At 67.5% G+C, this 17039-nt stretch carries 17 protein-coding genes; 7 read left to right on the top strand and 10 right to left on the bottom strand.

Annotated elements, in window-relative coordinates:
- The first annotated feature begins 298 nt into the window (after positions 1-298).
- Positions 299-691, top strand: coding sequence for a GntR family transcriptional regulator (locus ACXZ1E_RS09080; RefSeq protein WP_458040203.1), 393 nt, complete (start codon positions 299-301; stop codon positions 689-691).
- Entirely contained in the window at positions 688-924 is a 237-nt protein-coding gene (locus tag ACXZ1E_RS09075) for an ATP-binding cassette domain-containing protein (protein ID WP_458351932.1), read from the top strand. The genes ACXZ1E_RS09080 and ACXZ1E_RS09075 overlap by 4 nt, the downstream gene beginning before the upstream one ends.
- A 22-nt stretch (positions 925-946) precedes the next feature.
- Here ACXZ1E_RS09075 and ACXZ1E_RS09070 read toward each other — a convergent pair whose 3' ends face one another.
- Positions 947-1246, bottom strand: a complete 300-nt coding sequence (locus ACXZ1E_RS09070) for a chorismate mutase (protein ID WP_036296758.1) — start codon at positions 1244-1246, stop codon at positions 947-949.
- 81 nt (positions 1247-1327) lie between these two features.
- On the opposite strand from ACXZ1E_RS09070, the gene ACXZ1E_RS09065 reads away from it, so the two are divergent.
- Positions 1328-2443 carry an AI-2E family transporter gene (locus tag ACXZ1E_RS09065; protein ID WP_458040202.1) on the top strand — a complete coding sequence of 372 codons (1116 nt, stop codon included), beginning with the start codon at positions 1328-1330 and terminating at the stop codon, positions 2441-2443.
- A 139-nt stretch (positions 2444-2582) separates the two neighbouring features.
- On the opposite strand, the gene ACXZ1E_RS09060 is transcribed toward ACXZ1E_RS09065, so the two are convergent.
- Entirely contained in the window at positions 2583-3908 is a 1326-nt protein-coding gene (locus ACXZ1E_RS09060; RefSeq protein WP_458040201.1) for a lactonase family protein, read from the bottom strand.
- A gap of 1 nt (position 3909) precedes the next feature.
- Positions 3910-5196: an adenylosuccinate synthase gene (locus ACXZ1E_RS09055; RefSeq protein WP_458040200.1), complete on the bottom strand. Its 1287-nt coding sequence runs from the start codon at positions 5194-5196 to the stop codon at positions 3910-3912.
- 89 nt (positions 5197-5285) lie between these two features.
- Between ACXZ1E_RS09055 and ACXZ1E_RS09050 the strand changes: the two genes are divergently transcribed.
- From ACXZ1E_RS09050 to argG, 3 genes are all read left to right on the top strand, one after another.
- On the top strand, positions 5286-6008 hold the full coding sequence (locus tag ACXZ1E_RS09050) for a Pr6Pr family membrane protein (protein ID WP_458040199.1): 723 nt from the start codon (positions 5286-5288) through the stop codon (positions 6006-6008).
- A 43-nt stretch (positions 6009-6051) separates the two neighbouring features.
- Positions 6052-6693 carry a peptidylprolyl isomerase gene (locus tag ACXZ1E_RS09045; RefSeq protein ID WP_458040198.1) on the top strand — a complete coding sequence of 214 codons (642 nt, stop codon included), beginning with the start codon at positions 6052-6054 and terminating at the stop codon, positions 6691-6693.
- Positions 6694-6768: 75 nt separating this feature from the next.
- Positions 6769-8211, top strand: coding sequence for an argininosuccinate synthase (argG, locus tag ACXZ1E_RS09040; protein WP_458040197.1), 1443 nt, complete (start codon positions 6769-6771; stop codon positions 8209-8211).
- A 17-nt stretch (positions 8212-8228) separates the two neighbouring features.
- Here argG and mnhG read toward each other — a convergent pair whose 3' ends face one another.
- The 7 genes from mnhG to ACXZ1E_RS09005 all read right to left on the bottom strand — a co-directional run bounded on the left by mnhG (position 8229) and on the right by ACXZ1E_RS09005 (position 15665).
- Positions 8229-8600, bottom strand: coding sequence for a monovalent cation/H(+) antiporter subunit G (mnhG, locus tag ACXZ1E_RS09035; protein WP_458040196.1), 372 nt, complete (start codon positions 8598-8600; stop codon positions 8229-8231).
- Positions 8597-8863 (bottom strand): monovalent cation/H+ antiporter complex subunit F, encoded by a 267-nt coding sequence (locus ACXZ1E_RS09030; RefSeq protein ID WP_458040195.1) that lies wholly within the window; start codon positions 8861-8863, stop codon positions 8597-8599. The genes mnhG and ACXZ1E_RS09030 overlap by 4 nt, the downstream gene beginning before the upstream one ends.
- Positions 8860-9462, bottom strand: a complete 603-nt coding sequence (locus ACXZ1E_RS09025; RefSeq protein ID WP_458040194.1) for a Na+/H+ antiporter subunit E — start codon at positions 9460-9462, stop codon at positions 8860-8862. Before ACXZ1E_RS09025 ends, ACXZ1E_RS09030 begins: the two co-directional genes overlap by 4 nt.
- Positions 9459-11012, bottom strand: coding sequence for a Na+/H+ antiporter subunit D (locus tag ACXZ1E_RS09020; protein WP_458040193.1), 1554 nt, complete (start codon positions 11010-11012; stop codon positions 9459-9461). Before ACXZ1E_RS09020 ends, ACXZ1E_RS09025 begins: the two co-directional genes overlap by 4 nt.
- The gene (locus ACXZ1E_RS09015; RefSeq protein ID WP_458040192.1) at positions 11009-11548 is read right to left on the bottom strand and encodes a Na(+)/H(+) antiporter subunit C; all 540 of its coding nucleotides are present in this window, start codon (positions 11546-11548) and stop codon (positions 11009-11011) included. Before ACXZ1E_RS09015 ends, ACXZ1E_RS09020 begins: the two co-directional genes overlap by 4 nt.
- On the bottom strand, positions 11548-14472 hold the full coding sequence (locus ACXZ1E_RS09010) for a Na+/H+ antiporter subunit A (RefSeq protein WP_458040191.1): 2925 nt from the start codon (positions 14470-14472) through the stop codon (positions 11548-11550). Before ACXZ1E_RS09010 ends, ACXZ1E_RS09015 begins: the two co-directional genes overlap by 1 nt.
- Before the next feature lie 107 nt (positions 14473-14579).
- Positions 14580-15665, bottom strand: coding sequence for a LacI family DNA-binding transcriptional regulator (locus ACXZ1E_RS09005; protein WP_458040190.1), 1086 nt, complete (start codon positions 15663-15665; stop codon positions 14580-14582).
- Between the two features lie 83 nt (positions 15666-15748).
- Here ACXZ1E_RS09005 and ACXZ1E_RS09000 point away from each other — a divergent pair, with 83 nt between their 5' ends.
- Entirely contained in the window at positions 15749-17029 is a 1281-nt protein-coding gene (locus tag ACXZ1E_RS09000; protein ID WP_458040189.1) for an MFS transporter, read from the top strand.
- Positions 17030-17039 lie beyond the last annotated feature (10 nt).

Raw genomic sequence — 17039 nt, 5'->3', positions numbered from 1 at the left:
GCGATCCTCGGCCTGCGGGAATCCCGTTCGGGACTCTCGCGACACCGGCGGTTGACATCGGGTCTACCGCCCAGATCGCCGACCGTACGCTTCGCTGACACACCCATCGGGTTGGGGTCTAACGAGCGCGGACTGGTCGTGAAGGCCGTGTGGCCTCTGGTTCCAGACCATCAGACATGGGCACATGGGGCAAGTCCGAGCGGCCGCGAAACGGTTGAATTCGGCCGTCTCTTGACAGACTTTGTGTTCTATGGTTACTTACTTATATATTTAACCAGTCCACTGGGCGGAGGAACGTGTGATCGAAGAGGGCCGGGCTTTGTTCCTGCAGATCGCCGAGAGCATCGAGGACCAGATCGTCGACGGCAGCCTCGCCGAAGAATCCCAGGCCCCGTCTACAAACGAGCTCGCTGCTTTCTACCGAATCAACCCCGCGACCGCGGCGAAAGGAGTTTCGATGCTCGTCGACCAGGGCGTGCTCTACAAGCGACGCGGCATCGGCATGTTCGTCGCCGCGGGCGCCCGCGATCGGGTGCTCGCGGTCCGGCGTGGAGCGTTCTCGGATCGTTACCTTGACCCGCTGCTCGCCGAGGCCCAGAGGCTCGGACTCGGCCCCGATGACCTCATCGCGCTCATCCGTGAGCGCGCCAGCGACACCACTCCCGTTCCTTCCGAAAGGACCATGCCATGAACCCCGTGATCGAGGTGCAGAACCTCACCAAGCGATACCGTGACACCCTCGCGGTGGACGATGCGTCGTTCACGATCGAGAAGGACGTGATCTACGGATTGCTCGGACGCAACGGTGCCGGAAAGACCACCGTGATGTCGATGCTCACCGCGCAGAACTTCGCCACGAGCGGCGACATCCGCATCTTCGGCGAGAGGCCGTACGAGAACGCGCGGATTCTGCAGCGCATGTGAATGCTAGACCGAGGCGGCCGTGTCAGCGCCCGTTGGCCGCCTGCTCGTGGTGGTGGATGACCTCGGCGACGACGAAGTTGAACCACTTCTCGGCGAAGGCGGGGTCGAGGTCCGCATCGAGCGCGAGGCGCCGCAGACGGGCCACCTGTTCGATCTCGCGCGTCGGGTCAGACGCCGGCATCTCGTGGGTCGCCTTCAACACACCGACTTGCTTGGTGCAGCGGAAGCGCTCGGCCAACATGTAGACGAGCGCGGCATCGATGTTGTCGATGCTCGCACGCAGTCGCAACAGCTCGTTGCGCGGGTCGCTTTCGTGGGTCACGGGGCCCTCCTTCCCCATGAGGCTACCGGGCGGTCATGCCGCGTCGCTGGCCGCGACACCGCCCGCCACTAAGGTGTGACCATGCGTAAGCCCCCGACCGCCCCCGTGCCCCCGGCATCCGCAGCTCCCGTCTCGGGCGCACGCGCATTCTGGGCAAGAATCGACCAGCCGTTCGCCGTCGGTTTCACCCTCACCCTGGGCGGACTAGCCGCCCTCCTGCTGGGGCTGGCGATCAGCAATCTGGCGACCGTCATCATCTACATCGTGCTGGCGCTCTTCGCCGCGCTCGGGCTCGAGCCGGCCGTCGACTGGTTGATGCGCCGCGGCGTCAAGCGCGGCTGGGCCATCGCGATCGTGTTCCTGGCCGTCGCACTCTTGCTCGCCGGAGTGCTGTGGATCATCCTCCCCACGGTGATCGCGCAGATTTCGCAGTTCGTGCGCGACATCCCGAGCCTGATTAATTCGGCCGAGCAGTCGGATTGGTTCGCATACCTGCAAGGCATGTTCGGCGCCGCGGTTCCTGACCTCCTCAACAACCTCGAGACCTTCATTACCGACCCCGGCAACATCGCCGCGATCGGTGGCGGTGCCGTGCAGCTCGGCATCAACATCGTTTCGGCCATCTCGGGCGGGTTCATCACCCTCGTGCTGACCCTGTACTTCATCGCCTCGATGCCCGCGATCAAGCAGGCCTTCTACCGACTCGCCCCGGCCCGCAACCGCGTGGGGCTCGCATCGATGACCGAGCAAATCACCGGATCGATCGGCGGATACCTGATCGGAATGGTCATTCTGGCCACCGCCAACTCGATCTTCGCCTTCATTCTGCACATCGTGCTCGGGCTTCCCTTCCCCGCGCTGATGGCGGTGATCGCGTTCCTGATCACCCTGATCCCGCTCATCGGTCCGGTGCTCTACTGGATCATCGCGAGTGTCATCGCGCTATTCTCGGACCCCCTCCTCGCTCTGCTGTTCGCGGTCTTCTACCTGCTGTACATCCAGATCGAGGCCTACGTGCTGACGCCCCGGGTCATGAACCGGACGATCGAGATCCCCGGGGCGCTCGTCGTGATCGGGGCGCTCGTGGGTGGCACACTGCTCGGGCTGATCGGCGCGCTCGTTGCGATTCCCGTATCGGCATCGATCCTGTTGATCATCAAACAGGTGTGGGTGCCACGCCAAGACGCCAAGGTCTGACACCGGGACGCCCGGCCACCCGGCCACCCGGCCACCCGACTGCCCGCCCGGCTCACCGAAACACCCCTCACGCGACGAGAAACCCCGTGACGGGTGGGGTTTCGCCACGCAAGTGGTGTTTCGGTGAGTGGCGGCGGCGTCAGTCGCGGGCGCGCAGGGTGCGGGTCGGCGACGGGACGCTCGTGCGCTGGCGCACCCGGCTGGGCACACCGGTGCGGATGTCGAGCGACAACGACACGACATCGTTCGAACGCTGCCCGGCAACCAGCAGGGTGTCGCGCACGACCAGGTGATGCCGGGGCCAGGTCACGCCCGACTCGGCGAGCGCCACCGGCTCGAGGCTGCTGCCATCGCCCACGACGCGCAGCACGGCGATCGTGTCACTCCCCCGCAGTCCGGCATACAGGAACGCACGATCGTGGGATGTCGCGAGTTCCGCGCCCGCGTCATCCGGGAGCGTAAGCGCCGCGGCCGGGACGCTGCCGCGGACGGTCCACTGCCCTGCCCGGTCGGCGCCGAGCACGAAGACCTCGGTCGAGTGCTCCGTCAGCACGTAGACGAATCCGCTCGGATGCACGACCAGGTGCCGCGGCCCCGAGCCGCGCGGCAGGGTGACGTCGTGATCGGGCAGCATCCGACCCCCGACCGTGCGCCAGATCCGCACGAGGTCGAAGCCGAGGTCCGTCGTCAGCGCCCGCCCGTCGGGCAGGAACGCCGCGGCATGGGCGCGCGAGGTGCGCTGGGGCGCATCGACATCGACATCGACCGCCCGCGCCAGCAGCGTCCCACCGCGCACGTCCGGCTCGGTCGGTCGGTCGTGGTCCGGGATCAGATGAGCGAACTCAGCGCCGGCGGCCGCTCGGAGCGCGGCCGCGGCGTCGGCGAGACCGATCGCGGCCTCGCGCCGATCGGCATCCCGGTCGGCGGGTGCCCGCGACATCCGCTCTTCGCGGCGTTCCGCTGCCACCCGCGGATCTTCGGGTTCGTCGTCAACATCCTCGTGGGGCATATGGCGCGGGTCCACACCGCCGTGCGTGCCATACGGGTCCCGCGCCGCCTGCGCAACGGCACGTCCGGTCGGGCGTCCGCTGCCATCGAGGGCGATCCGTACGACCCGGCCGTCGCCGCCCCAGCAGCTCGCGAGCAGATAGTCCCCGGCGGGGCTGACCGCGACATGGCACACCGCTTCGCCCGCCTCAACCGACGAGCCCAACGCACTGAACGACGTGTCGCCCGTGCGCGCGAGCGCGGCCACGCACCCTTCGCCCTCGAGCGCCGCGTAGACGACGTCCAGGCGGGGGTGTGCCGCGAGCCACGACGGCGACGCCAGCTCCGGACGCACCGCCCCGCGAAACGAGAGCGGGCCGGATGCGAAGGGCGAGCCATCCTCACCGACGGTCAGCAGGCCGATACCCTCGGCGGTGCCGTCCATGTCGGAGGAGTATCCCCCGACCCAGAACCGCATGTCAGTCCACGAGGTCGTGTCGCACGATGACCTGGTCGCGCGCGGGCCCGACACCGATCACCGAGATGCGTGTGCCACTCATGCCTTCAAGGGCGAGCACGTAGTCGCGCGCCGCGACCGGAAGCTCCTCGAACGTCCGCGCCTTCGAGATGTCTTCCGACCAACCCGGGAAGTACTCGAGGATCGGCGTCGCGTGGTGGAAGTCCGACTGGTTGATCGGCACCTCGTCGAATCGCTCGCCATCCACGTCATAGGCGACACAGACGGGAACCTGCTCGAGTCCGGTGAGGATGTCGAGCTTCGTCAGCACGAGGTCGGTGATGCCGTTGATGCGCGTGGCGTATCGGGTGATCGGGGCGTCGTACCAGCCGACGCGACGCGGGCGGCCCGTGGTCGTGCCGAACTCGAACCCGCGCGAGCGTAGCCAGTCGCCCTCGTCGCCGAACAGCTCGGTAGTGAAAGGTCCGGAGCCGACGCGCGTCGTGTACGCCTTGACGATCCCCACGATGCGGTCGAGACGGTTCGGGCCGACGCCCGAACCCGTAGCCGCGCCGCCCGCGGTGGCGGACGATGACGTGACGAATGGGTACGTGCCGTGGTCGACGTCGAGCATCGTGGCCTGGCCACCCTCGAAGACGACGACATCGCCCGCATCCAGCGCATCGTTCAGCAGAAGCCCGGTGTCGGCGACCATCGGCCGCAGCCGGTCGGCATACGAAAGCAAGTCCTCGACGACCTCGTCGACCGAGATCGCGCGTCGGTTGAAGATCTTCACCAGCAGGTGATTCTTGTGGTCGAGCGCACCCTCGACCTTCTGGCGCAGGATGTTCTCGTCGAAGATGTCCTGAACCCGAATGCCGACGCGGTTGATCTTGTCGGCGTAGGCCGGGCCGATTCCGCGGCCCGTCGTACCGATCTGACGCTTACCGAGGAAGCGCTCGGTCACCTTGTCGAGCGTGCGGTGGTACTGCGTGATGATGTGCGCGTTGGCGCTGACCCGCAGCTTGCTCGTGTCGACACCGCGCGCGGCGAGCGCCCCGAGCTCGGCGAACAGCACCTCGAGGTCGACGACGACGCCGTTGCCGATCACGGGGACGACGCCGGGCGACAGGATGCCGGAGGGCAGCAGGTGCAGCGCGTACTTCTCGTCGCCGATGACGACGGTGTGGCCGGCGTTGTTGCCGCCGTTGAACTTCACGACCCAGTCGGTACGTTCGCCCAGCAGGTCGGTGGCTTTTCCCTTGCCTTCGTCGCCCCACTGCACGCCGACGATCACGATTCCTGGCATGGTGGACCCCCGGCTTTCTTGTCAGGACGGGTAAGACACCATCCTACCGGCGTCGTCCTTCCGGGACTTCTGGTCGCTAGGGTGAGCGCATGCTTCGATCCCCCGCCTGGGCCCACTTCTGGGCCACCGTGCGCATTCTCACCGCCGTCGCGGGTGTCGCCGCGATCATCGCCCAGCTCGTTCGCACCATCTCCAATGCCGAGGCGGCCGGGCAACCCGTCGGCACGGTCGTCGCCAACTTCCTCAGCTTCTTCACCATTCAGTCCAACGTCGCGGCCGCCGTGACCCTGACGATCGGTGCGCTGCTGTTCTGGACGCAGGGACGACGAACGGATGTCGAACCGCGCTGGTTCGCCGTCCTGCTGGTCTGCGTCACCACCTACATGGTGATCACGGGCACCGTCTACAACCTGCTGCTGCGGGGCATCCAGTTGCCGCAGGGCGAAACGGTGGCGTGGTCGAACGAGGTGATGCACGTCGTCGTTCCGATCGTGCTTCTCTTCGATCTGCTCCTCGCGCCCCGTCGACGTCCGCTGCCCTGGCGCGCGATCTGGATCATCGTGATCTACCCCATTGCTTGGGTGATCTACACGCTCGTACGTGGCCCGCTCGTCACCTCTCCCGGCAACGGCGAGCCGTACTGGTACCCGTACCCCTTCCTGAACCCGAACAATCCCGCGCTGCAACCGCCCGGATACGCCGGCGTCGCGGTGTATGTCGTCGCGATCGCGGCAGGGATCATCGCGGTCGGGGCGCTCGCGGTGTGGATCGGGCGTGCGCGGGCAATCCGGGGCACAAGCGACGGGGTGTAGCAGTCCTCCGCGCTGAGGACGTCGCTCCACCTAATCTGTATCCATGCGTTCGCGTCTGCTCTCCCTTTCCCTTGTCGGCTTCGCAATCACGATGCTGGCGGGGTGCGCCGCGGGCACACCGGACGCCGCTCCTGCAGAGACGGAAGGCTGCTCCTACGTCAAGGCCGCCGGGGGCGTGCGAGACGTGTCGGTGCCGAGCGATGACGTCACCGGCGTGATCGAAGCCACGCTGCAGACCACGGCGGGAAACCTTCCGCTGACGCTCGATGCCGGCCGCACGCCGTGCACGGTCGGCAGCTTCGTCTCGCTCGCCGAACAGGGCTACTACGACAACAGCCCCTGCCACCGGCTGACGACCGAGGGAATCTTCGTGCTGCAGTGCGGCGACCCCTCGGGCACGGGCATGGGCGGGCCGGGCTACTCGTACGCCGACGAGCTGGACGGCGCCGAGACATACCCGGCTGGCACGGTCGCCATGGCGAACGCCGGACCCGACACGAACGGCTCGCAGTTCTTCCTCGTGTACGAGGACACCGAACTGCCGGCCGCTTACACCGTCTTCGGAATGCTCTCACCCGAGGGCCTTGCGGTCGTGCGGCAGATCGCGGCCGCCGGGGCCGAGGGTGGCGCCGCCGACGGGGCACCCGCCACACCTGTGACGCTCACGGCCGTCTCGCTGGGCTGATCCGCGGGCCACCGCTCAGGAGCGCGCGCTGCGGACCGGCGGGAGGCGACATGCCGCGTCAGTAGAATCGGAACCATGTCGAAGGTTCTCCAGTCCCTGCCCGTCGGCGAGCGCGTCGGCATCGCCTTCTCCGGTGGCTTGGACACCTCGGTCGCCGTCGCGTGGATGCGCGACAAGGGCGCCATCCCCTGCACGTACACCGGTGACCTCGGTCAGCCGGACGAGCCGGATGTCGAGGCGATCCCCGGCCGCGCGCTCGAGTACGGCGCCGAGGTCTCGCGCCTCGTCGATGCCAAGGCGGCGCTCGTCGAAGAGGGCTTCAGCGCTCTCGCGTGCGGTGCCTTCCACATCCGCTCGGGCGGACGCACCTACTTCAACACCACGCCTCTCGGCCGCGCTGTCACCGGCACCCTGCTCGTGCGCGCCATGAAGGAAGACGGCGTCGACATCTGGGGCGACGGCTCCACCTACAAGGGCAACGACATCGAGCGGTTCTACCGCTACGGCCTGCTCGCGAACCCCCGTCTGCGCATCTACAAGCCGTGGCTCGACGCCGACTTCGTGACCGAGCTCGGCGGACGCACAGAGATGAGCGAGTGGCTCGTCGCACACGGCTTCCCGTACCGCGACGCGGCCGAGAAGGCCTATTCGACCGACGCAAACATCTGGGGTGCGACGCACGAGGCCAAGACCCTCGAGCACCTCGACGTCTCGCTCGAGACCGTCGAGCCCATCATGGGCGTGCGGTTCTGGGACGAATCCGTCGCCATCGCCACCGAAGACGTCACGATCACGTTCGAGGCCGGACGCCCGGTCGCCATCAACGGTCAGGAGTTCACCGACGCCGTCGCGCTCGTCCGCGAGGCGAACACGATCGGTGGACGCCACGGCCTCGGCATGAGCGACCAGATCGAGAACCGAATCATCGAGGCCAAGAGCCGCGGAATCTACGAAGCCCCCGGCATGGCGTTGCTTTTCACGGCGTACGAACGACTCGTGAACGCGATCGTCAACGAGGACACCCTCGCGACGTACCACGAGCAGGGTCGTCGCCTCGGTCGCCTGATGTACGAGGGCCGCTGGCTCGAGCCCCAGTCACTCATGCTGCGCGAGTCGATCCAGAAGTGGGTCGGCTCGACGATCTCGGGCACGGTCACCCTGCGCCTGCGCCGCGGCGAGGACTACACGATCCTCGACACGACCGGCCCCGTCATGTCGTACGGGCCCGAGAAGCTGTCGATGGAACGTGTCGGCGACGCCGCCTTCGGTCCGACCGACCGCATCGGTCAGCTCACGATGCGCAACCTCGACATCGCCGATTCGCGCACCCGCCTCGAGCAGTACGCCGCGATGGGGATGATCGGCGGGGCAACTGCGGCGCTGGTCGGCAACCTGAAGGCCGGCGAGTCCGCCGAGATCACCGAGCACGCCGCTCCGTTCGACCCCGCCCGCGAGCGCCTCGCCGATGCCGTGGACGAGGCATCCGAAGCCGCCGCCTTCGACTCCGGCACCGACTGACGCTGCTTTCTGAACGCTCAGCCGCCCGCTGCGGGGGGCGTCTCGCGCGACTCGCGCAGCTCGTCGACGATGAGTGAGCTCTGGTCCAGCGTTCCGTTGCGGTACGCCGCGCGGCCCACCATGTGTGCCGACAACGGCGCCGTGGCGAGCTGAATGAGGAACACCGGGGCCACGAAGGCCGCGACAGGCCATGCGCGCAGCGACAGCGCGATCGCGATGCAGATCAACAGCAGCCCCAGCACCTGCGGCTTGGTGGCGGCGTGCAGGCGGGCGGGCACGTCCCGGAGCCGCAGCAGACCGATGGATGCGGTCAGGCACAGCAACGCACCGGCCAACACCAGGACGAGCGCGGTGGTGTCGGCGATGGCCAACCAGTCGATGTCGATCATCGGGGATTGTCCCTCCTCGCGACGAAGCGGGCGACCGAGATCGAACCGAACACACCCACGGCCGCGATGATGAGCAGAACGGGAAGCGAACGGGTGTGCTGGTTGATCACCATGTCGGCCCCGAGGATGCACATGATCTCGGTCAGGAGCACGTCGCTCGCGACCACGCGGTCGAGGATCGAAGGTCCGATCACGATGCGAATGAGCGCGAGCAGAGCCGCGATCGCGAAGACGACGAGGATGACTGCGACGAGGACGTTCATACGGGGGCCCTGCCCTGTCGGGGCGTGTCGGGGCTGTTGACCGACGCCGCCGAGTCCCGGATGACGCGTAGTTGTTCCCGCGAGCCGACCGCGCGGACGATCCGGGCTTCCCACCCGAGCACGGCGCGGCGCTGGAGCTCGACGTCGGTTTCGTTTCGGACACCCAAGACGTGCAGGTACAACACCCGGCGGTCTCGATCGGCCTCGAGGATGATCGAACCCGGGATGAGAGAGGCCGTGACAGCCGTGTGACTCATGATCAGATCGTCGTCGGTGCGGAGCGGGACGGCGATGACCGCAGCGCCGGGTTGTTGACGCACGTCGAGCACCTGCCAGGCAACGATCAGCGAACCCCGCACGAGCGCGGCGAGGAAGGTCGCAACAAAGACGAGCCCGTACCAGGGGTTCAGCCGGCCGGACAGGTCGACGGGCGGCAGCCGGAAGATCCGCGTGACCAAGAGAGCGACGATCAGGCCCGTGACGAAAGCCAGCACGGTGAACTGGCCCCACAGCAACATCCACAGGGCGATCAGCCAACCGAAGAACGGCAGCTGGGCCCAGATGTGACGCGCGTGCGAGGCGCGGGAGTCGGGGCTCATTCCTCTGCCTCCTCATCGATCTGGGTGATGGTGACAGGTTGCGTGAGCAATTCACCCGCACGCACGCAGATCTCCAGCAGCGGCCCCGCGAAGATCGTCAGGGCGAGGGTGACCGCAACCATCCCTCCGGTCGCTACCGTCATGATGCGGGGGATGACACGTCGCTCGGTCTCGACCGCAGCGCCCGTCGACCGGCCCAGATGCGCGATGCGCGCCTCCGTCTCGGAAGAATCCTCTTCTTCTCGCCAGAACGAGAGGTTCCAGGCGCGCATGAGCGCGTAGAGGGTCAGCAGCGAGGTGACGATTCCGCCGACGATCAGCACCATGACGACCGGCGTCCCGACCTGCGCGCCGGCGTCGAACAGGGCGAACTTGCCGATGAATCCCGAGAAGGGTGGCAGGCCACCGAGGTTCACCGCGGGGATGAAGTAGAGCACGGCGATGACCGGCGCCACCCGCATCAGACCCTTCACCCGCAGGATCGACGTACTGCCCGCGCGGCGCTCGATCAGGCCCACCGCAAGGAAGAGCGTCGTCTGCACGATGATGTGGTGGACGATGTAGTAGATGGTCGCGCCGTAGGCAGCCGCGGTGCCGATCGCCAGCCCGAAGATCATGTACCCGACGTGACTGACGAGCGTGAATGACAGGATGCGTTTGAGTTCCGCCTGCGCGACTGCGCCGAGGACCCCCACGATCATCGTGGCAAGCGCGACCACCATCAGCAGCAGGTTGATGTCGTTGTTCGGGAAGATCTGCGTCTCGGTCCGGATGATCGCGTAGACGCCGACCTTCGTCAGCAACCCGGCGAACACCGCAGTAACCGGGGCAGGAGCGGTCGGATAGGAGTCCGGTAGCCAGAACGAGAGCGGGAACACCGCCGCCTTGATGCTGAAGGCGACGAGCAGCAGCATGTGCAGAACGAGCTGGACATCCTGTGGCAACTCGCCCATCCGCGCGGCGATCTGTGCCATGTTCACGGTGCCGAGAGAAGCGTAGATCGCCGCGATCGCCGAGAGGAACAGGATCGACGAGACGAGCGAGACGACGATGTAGACGACGCCCGTGCGAATGCGCGACTCGGTGCTGCCGAGCGTGATGAGCACATACGAGGCGACCAGCAGGATTTCGAATCCGACGTACAGGTTGAACAGGTCGCCGGCGATGAAGGCGTTGAAGATACCCGCGGCGAGGATCAGATACGAGGGATAGAAGATCGAGACAGGTGTTTCTTCATCCCCGTCTGCGGCACCCTGGCCGATCGAGAAGAGCAGGACCGCGATCAGGACGATGCTGGAAACCAGCACGAGCAGCGCGGCGAGTGGATCGACGTACAGCACGATTCCGAAGGGGATCGGCCACCCGCCCACCGAGACGGCGAGGGGGGCGCCTTGGTCGACGGCCACGAGAAGGACGGCCGCGATCACAAGGACAGCCACGAGGGTCACGACCGAGATCGCCACCTGGAACCGGCGCCGACGCCCGAAGATCAGGGTGAGGGCAGCGCCGATGAGGGGCAGCGCGACGAGCAGGGGAACCAGCGAGCTCACGAGTCCTCACCCCCGTCCGACCGGCGCCGAGTCGCGGGCTTGTCGGTCGGCGCGTCGTCCACGAGCCCCGGGAAGTCCCGGCTGTGCAACACGGTGATGGGGGCGGTCTCGACACCGACGAAGTCGGTCGGAGCCTCGGCATCCGCTGAACCTTCGTCATCCATCGCGTCCTCGGACTGCACGCCGCGCTCACGCAGGGCAACGTCTTCCTCGTCGTCCATGACGGTGTCGGCCTGTCCGAGCTGCCACGAGCGGTAGATCAGGGCGAGCAGGAATGCCGAGATGGCGAATGTGATCACGATCGCCGTGAGCATGAGGGCTTGCGGCAGAGGATCGGACATTTCGGATGTCTCGCCCGAACCGTAGAACGGGGCGATGCCGGGCTGGCCCATGACGATCAACAGCAACAGGTTCGCGGCGTTGCCGAGCAGGAGGAATCCGATCAAGACGCGCGTGAGGCTGCGCTCGAGCATGGCGTAGACGCCGCACGCGAAGAGCGCACCCATGACGATGATGAGGGTCAGTGAGGCGTTCATCAGCTGACCACCTCTCCCACGCGAACGGGCTGGCTTTGCCGGTCGACCTCGGCGCCGAGGCTCCGCAGCACATCGAGTACGAGGCCCACCACGACGAGGTACACGCCGATGTCGAAGATCGTGGTCGTGACGAACTCGACGTGACCGAATACGGGCAGTTCGGCCTCGATGAAGGCGCTCGTCAGCGGCGGAGCACCGAAGAAGAGGGGCACCACGGCACAGGCGACGGCGATCGCCATGCCCGCGCCCAGCAGGCGACCAGCATCCGTCGGGGCGGCCGCTCCCAACTCGTAGCGCCCACCGGCCACGTAGCGCATGACGAGCGCCATGCCCGCGACGAGGCCGCCGGCGAACCCGCCGCCAGGCAGGTTGTGCCCCGCGAAGAGCAGGTAGATCGACACGACGATGATCGTGTGGAACAGCACGCGCACGATGACTTCGAGGATGATCGAGCGATTCTCGGGGCGCATCCGCTGGCCACCCACGAGCCACGTCTGCGGGCTGCCCGCGTTGGCGGCGGACTGCGGCCGCGGGCCTGCGAGCGTTTCGACGAGCGGGCGACGCCGGCGCCGAGCGGGCATGATCGGTACGCCCGACGTCAGTCGCTGCAGGTTATCGGCACGATCGGTGACGAAGACGAGGGACGCGACACCCGTCGCCGCGAGGACGAGCACCGAGAGCTCGCCCATGGTGTCCCAGCCGCGGATGTCGACGAGCGCCACGTTCACGACATTGCGGCCCTGCCCCAACTCGTAGGCGAGCGGCGGCCACGATTCCGAGGTCGGCGCCTCGATGCGCGCCCCCGTCGCGATCGCGGCGACCATCGCCATCGTCACGCCCACACCGATGGCCAGGATGGCTCGGGGAACCCGGGCGACGGAGGCGTTGTGATCGCCCATCTGCGCGGGGAGACGCCGCAGTACGAGAGCGAAGGCGACGAGCGTCACGGTCTCGATGAGGATCTGCGTCAGAGCGAGGTCGGGCGCCCCGCTCGTGGCGAACAGCAGCACCATACCGAGCCCTGTCACCGACACCAGCACGACACCGGTGTACCGCTTGCGGGCGAGCACCGCGGCGATGCCTGCGCCGATCATCAGCGGCGCGGCGACGAGCTGGATGGGCGACTGCCACGCGTCGAGCTGGGCCCGCCAGGTCGGTGACGCGAGCATCACGGTCGTCTCGGCGGCGACGAGCACGACAAAAATCGTGCCGACGTAGATGGGGAGCGATCCGCGCTGGGTGAGCGTCGTCGTGGCCACCGAGAGGCGGTCGACCTGTCGAACGACCTCGTAGTAGGCATCCGACGCCGTGAACCGCACGAGCCGCCGACGGGTATCCCAGCGCGTCGCCTGCGCGAGAGCAAAGACGAGCGCTCCGCCGACGAGCGTCGCGAGCGAGAGGAACAGGGCGGGCTCGAGCCCGTGCCAGAGCGCCAGGCGGTAGGCGTACTCGGGTGCCGCGACGCCGGGCGTCGATGCCGGCGCGGTGTCGGCGTAACCCTGCAGCGCCACGTCGACCCACGGTGCCGCGAAACCGCCGACGATCGACAGTCCCGAGAGAACGATGGGGGCAGCGAGGAAGCCGATCGGCGGGTCGGGCCATTCGGTCACCGGCATGTCCCGCTTGCGGAAGAAGGCGCCCCATAAGAATCGGGTGCCGTAGGCGACCGTGAATACGGATCCGAGCACGACTCCGAGCAGGGCGACGAGACCCCATACCGAGCCGCCCTGAGCCTCATCGAGAAGGGCCGTGAGCACGCCCTCTTTCGCGACGAAGCCGAGCGTAGGAATTACCCCGGCCATCGATCCGATCGCGATGAACGCGAAAGTCGTCATGACGGGAGCCTGCCGGCCGAGGCCCGACAGTTCCGAGATATCGCGCGTGGAGAGCTGGCGGTCGATGACACCGACGATCAGGAACAGGCTGGATTTGAACAGGGCGTGGGCCAGCAGCAGCGCAAGGCCGGCGAGCGCCGCGTCGCGCGTACCGAAGCCGAGGACCACGGTCAGGAACCCGAGCTGGCTTACGGTACCGAAGGCCAGAATGCGCTTGAGGTCGCGCTCTCGCAGCGCCTGGATGCCTCCGATCAGCATCGTGAGGACACCGAGCGAGATGACGATCGGGCGCCAGGGCGGGGCATCCGCGAAAACGGGCGCAAGGCGGGCGAGCAGATAGATTCCCGCCTTCACCATCGCGGCGGCGTGCAGATACGCGCTCACCGGGGTCGGGGCGGCCATCGCGCCCGGCAGCCAGAAGTGGAAGGGGAAGATCGCCGACTTGCTGAGCGCGCCGACGAGCAGCAGGACGAGGGCGGCATCGACAACCGGTCCGCTCGGCGCGATCTCGAGGATGCCGGACAGGCTCGACGTACCTGTGTCGACCACGAGCAGCACGACGCCGATCAACATCACGAGCCCGCCGAGGGTCGTGACCAGGAGGGCCTGCAGGGCGGCGCGGCGGCTGCCGGCTCGACGGTGGTAGTACCCGATCAACAGGTACGACAGGATGCTGGTGATCTCCCAGAACATCACCAGCACGACGATGTCGTCCGTCAGCACCAAGCCGTACATTGTTCCGGCGAAGGCGAGCAGGACCGCGGCGAACTGCCCGAGCCCCTCGGGCTTGTCACGGAAGTACCAGCGGCAATAGAGCAGCACGAGCGCGCCCACGCCGGTGACGACGAGGGTCATGACCCACGCGAGGGTGTCCATGCGCATCGAGAGTGAGATGCTGAGCGCGGGGATCCATTCGAACGACTCGAAGGGCGTCCGATCGGCAAGGACGTCGGGCGTACGCAGAACCGCTTCGATGAACGCCACCGCCGACATCGCCGCGGCGATGTAGAAAGCCCGCGATCCGAGGGTCCGAACGAGCCACGGCATTGCCAGCGAGATGACGGCGAACGCGGCGAGGATCAGCAGCACGGGCGTCTCCTCGGTCGTGTCGGCCGGGGCGGCTCAGGGAATGGACAGTGGTCCTATCCTACGGTGCTCCGACGCGCGGGCCTCTGGATGTAATCCGCACGAATGCCTCAGCCCGGCGGGGGTCCCGTCGTGTTGCCCTGCCGGAACGTGCACGTGAAACTGATCGATGCGGCATCCAATCCCTCGATCATCCGCGTGACGATCGTGCCTGCGGCGCGACCCTTCTCCGCCGCGGGTTGCACCAGCGTGGTGAGTTCGTAGGGGGCGAATCCGTCGACGGTGATGCCGTCGAATCCCGTCACGCTGACATCTCCCGGCACCGCGAGCCCGAGTTCCTCCGCGGCGCGGACGACGCCCGCCGCGAGAAGGTCGCTCTGCGCGATGACAGCGGTGGGGCGACTACGGGCGTCGGTCAGAATGGCGCGGCCCGCCGCGAGCCCCTCGTCGATCAGGCTGCCACCCGCCGCGTAGACGCGAGCCGCGGGGAAGACATCGCGGGCACCCGCGAGTCGTTCGCGCGTGACGTCCACGACCGGGACGCGCGAGTCGTCCGCAGCAACCCATCCCCGCCAGCGTCCCGCGTCGAAGGGGAGCGTCAGCACGGCGACATTCTCGTGACCGAGCGATCGCAGGTGACGCGCTGCGTGGCGCTGAGCTTCACGGTTATCCAGCTCGACGCGTGGGATGCCGGGGCCGGCATCGCCCTCGATGACGACAACCGGGATACCTCGACCGCGGACGGCCTCGAGCGAGTCCGCGAGACGGCCGCTGCATCCGACCAGCACGATGGCGTCGACGGGGGCCGAGCGCAGACTCGGCGCGCTCGCGCCGTTCGGAACGACACCGGGATCGTCTCTGACGACACCGGCATCATCGCGAAGCAGCAGCAACCCGGCTCCGAGCGGCGAGACCCCTTCGGCGAGCCCGTCCATCATGACGGCCGTGATCGGATCGCGGAACGCTGCGCCGAGGTGTTCTTCGAAGACCACGCCGACGATGCCGCTACTCCCGCGACGGAGCGACGCTGCTCGAGGGTCGGGACCCGTGTACCCGAGAGAGGCTGCGGCCTCGAGCACACGGGCGCGGGTCGCATCCGTCACGGACGCCTTGCCGCTGAAGACCACGGACGCGGTCGACGGCGATACCTGAGCGACACGCGCGACATCGGTGATCGTGGGCCTTCCGGCAGCCATCGCTCCTCCGGGTTCGGGGTTGGTCCACCGATGGTACATCGTGCGGGCCGGGCATCGCCGAATCGATTCGATAGACTCTGCTCATGTCCGAACTCGCCGCACCGCTCGACCACCGCGCGCTGCTGCGCTGGCGCACGGCGGTCTTCGCCATCTTCACGGCGAGCGGACTCTCGATCGCCACGTGGGCGTCGCGGGTTCCGGCGATCAAAGAAGCCCTCCAGATCGACAACATCCAGATCGGCTTCGTCCTGCTTCTCGCGGGAGTCGCGTCGATCGTCGGACTGTCCCTCAGCTCCGTCGTGCTCGCGCGTTTCGGGGCACGACGCGGCATGTTCGTTGCGATGATCGTGATCGCGATCGGGGTCGCGATCATCGGAATCGGCACGGATGCACTGGGTTCCTACGGCGTCGTCGTGCTGGGACTTGCCCTCTTCGGCCTCGGCAACGGATCACTCGACGTCATGATGAACGTCGACGGCGCCGTGATCGAGAAGCAGATCGGCAAGACACTCCTCCCCCTCTTCCACGCGTTCTTCAGCTTCGGCACCGTGCTGGGCGCGGGCATCGGAGTGCTCGCCGTGACGTGGGGCTTGAACGTCCTGGTGCACACCGCCGTGCTCGGCGGCGTCATCCTCGTCATCGCGTTCGTCAGCATCGCCAACGTGCCGGCCCGCATGGTCGCCCTGGATCCGGCGCCGTCCGAGGGGACCGCCCCCGACTGGAAGGCCCGCCTGCACGAGTCCCTGTCGGCCTGGCGCGAACCCCGCACCTACACGCTCGGCATCGTGATGCTCGGAATGGCCTTCGCCGAGGGCGGAGCGAACGACTGGCTCGCGCTGACCGTGGTCGAGGGCCACGGTGCCGACCAGGCGCTGGGCGCCGCGGGCCTCGCGGTCTTCTCGGTCAGCATGACCGTCGTCCGCATCGCGGGTGGGCCGCTCGTCGACCGCTTCGGTCGTGTCGCTACCCTCCGCGTTCTCGCGGCCGCCGCGGCCGGGGGGCTCTTGCTGTTCATCCTCGCGCCGTCGATCCCACTTGTCTTCCTCGGCGCGGCACTCTGGGGCGCGGGCGTCTCGCTCGGCTTTCCGCTCGGCATGTCCGCGGCCGCCGACGACCCCGCTCGCGCAGCGGCCCGCGTGAGCGCCGCCGCGACGATCGGTTACATCGCGTTCCTGTGCGGTCCGCCGCTGCTCGGCTTCGTCAGCGAGCACATCGGTCTACTCAACACCCTTTACATCCTGGTCGCGCTCATCGTCGCGTCGGGCTTCGCATCGGGCGCCACTCGCCCGCTGCCGGGAGCGCACGTCGGTCAAGGGCGTCGCCAGGAGGAGCGGTCGGCATCGAACCAGCCCTCCGCCTCCTGACGATTGCTCA

Source organism: Pacificispira sp. HM-600 (assembly GCF_977993705.1).
This window is presented reverse-complemented; position numbering and strand designations above follow the sequence as displayed.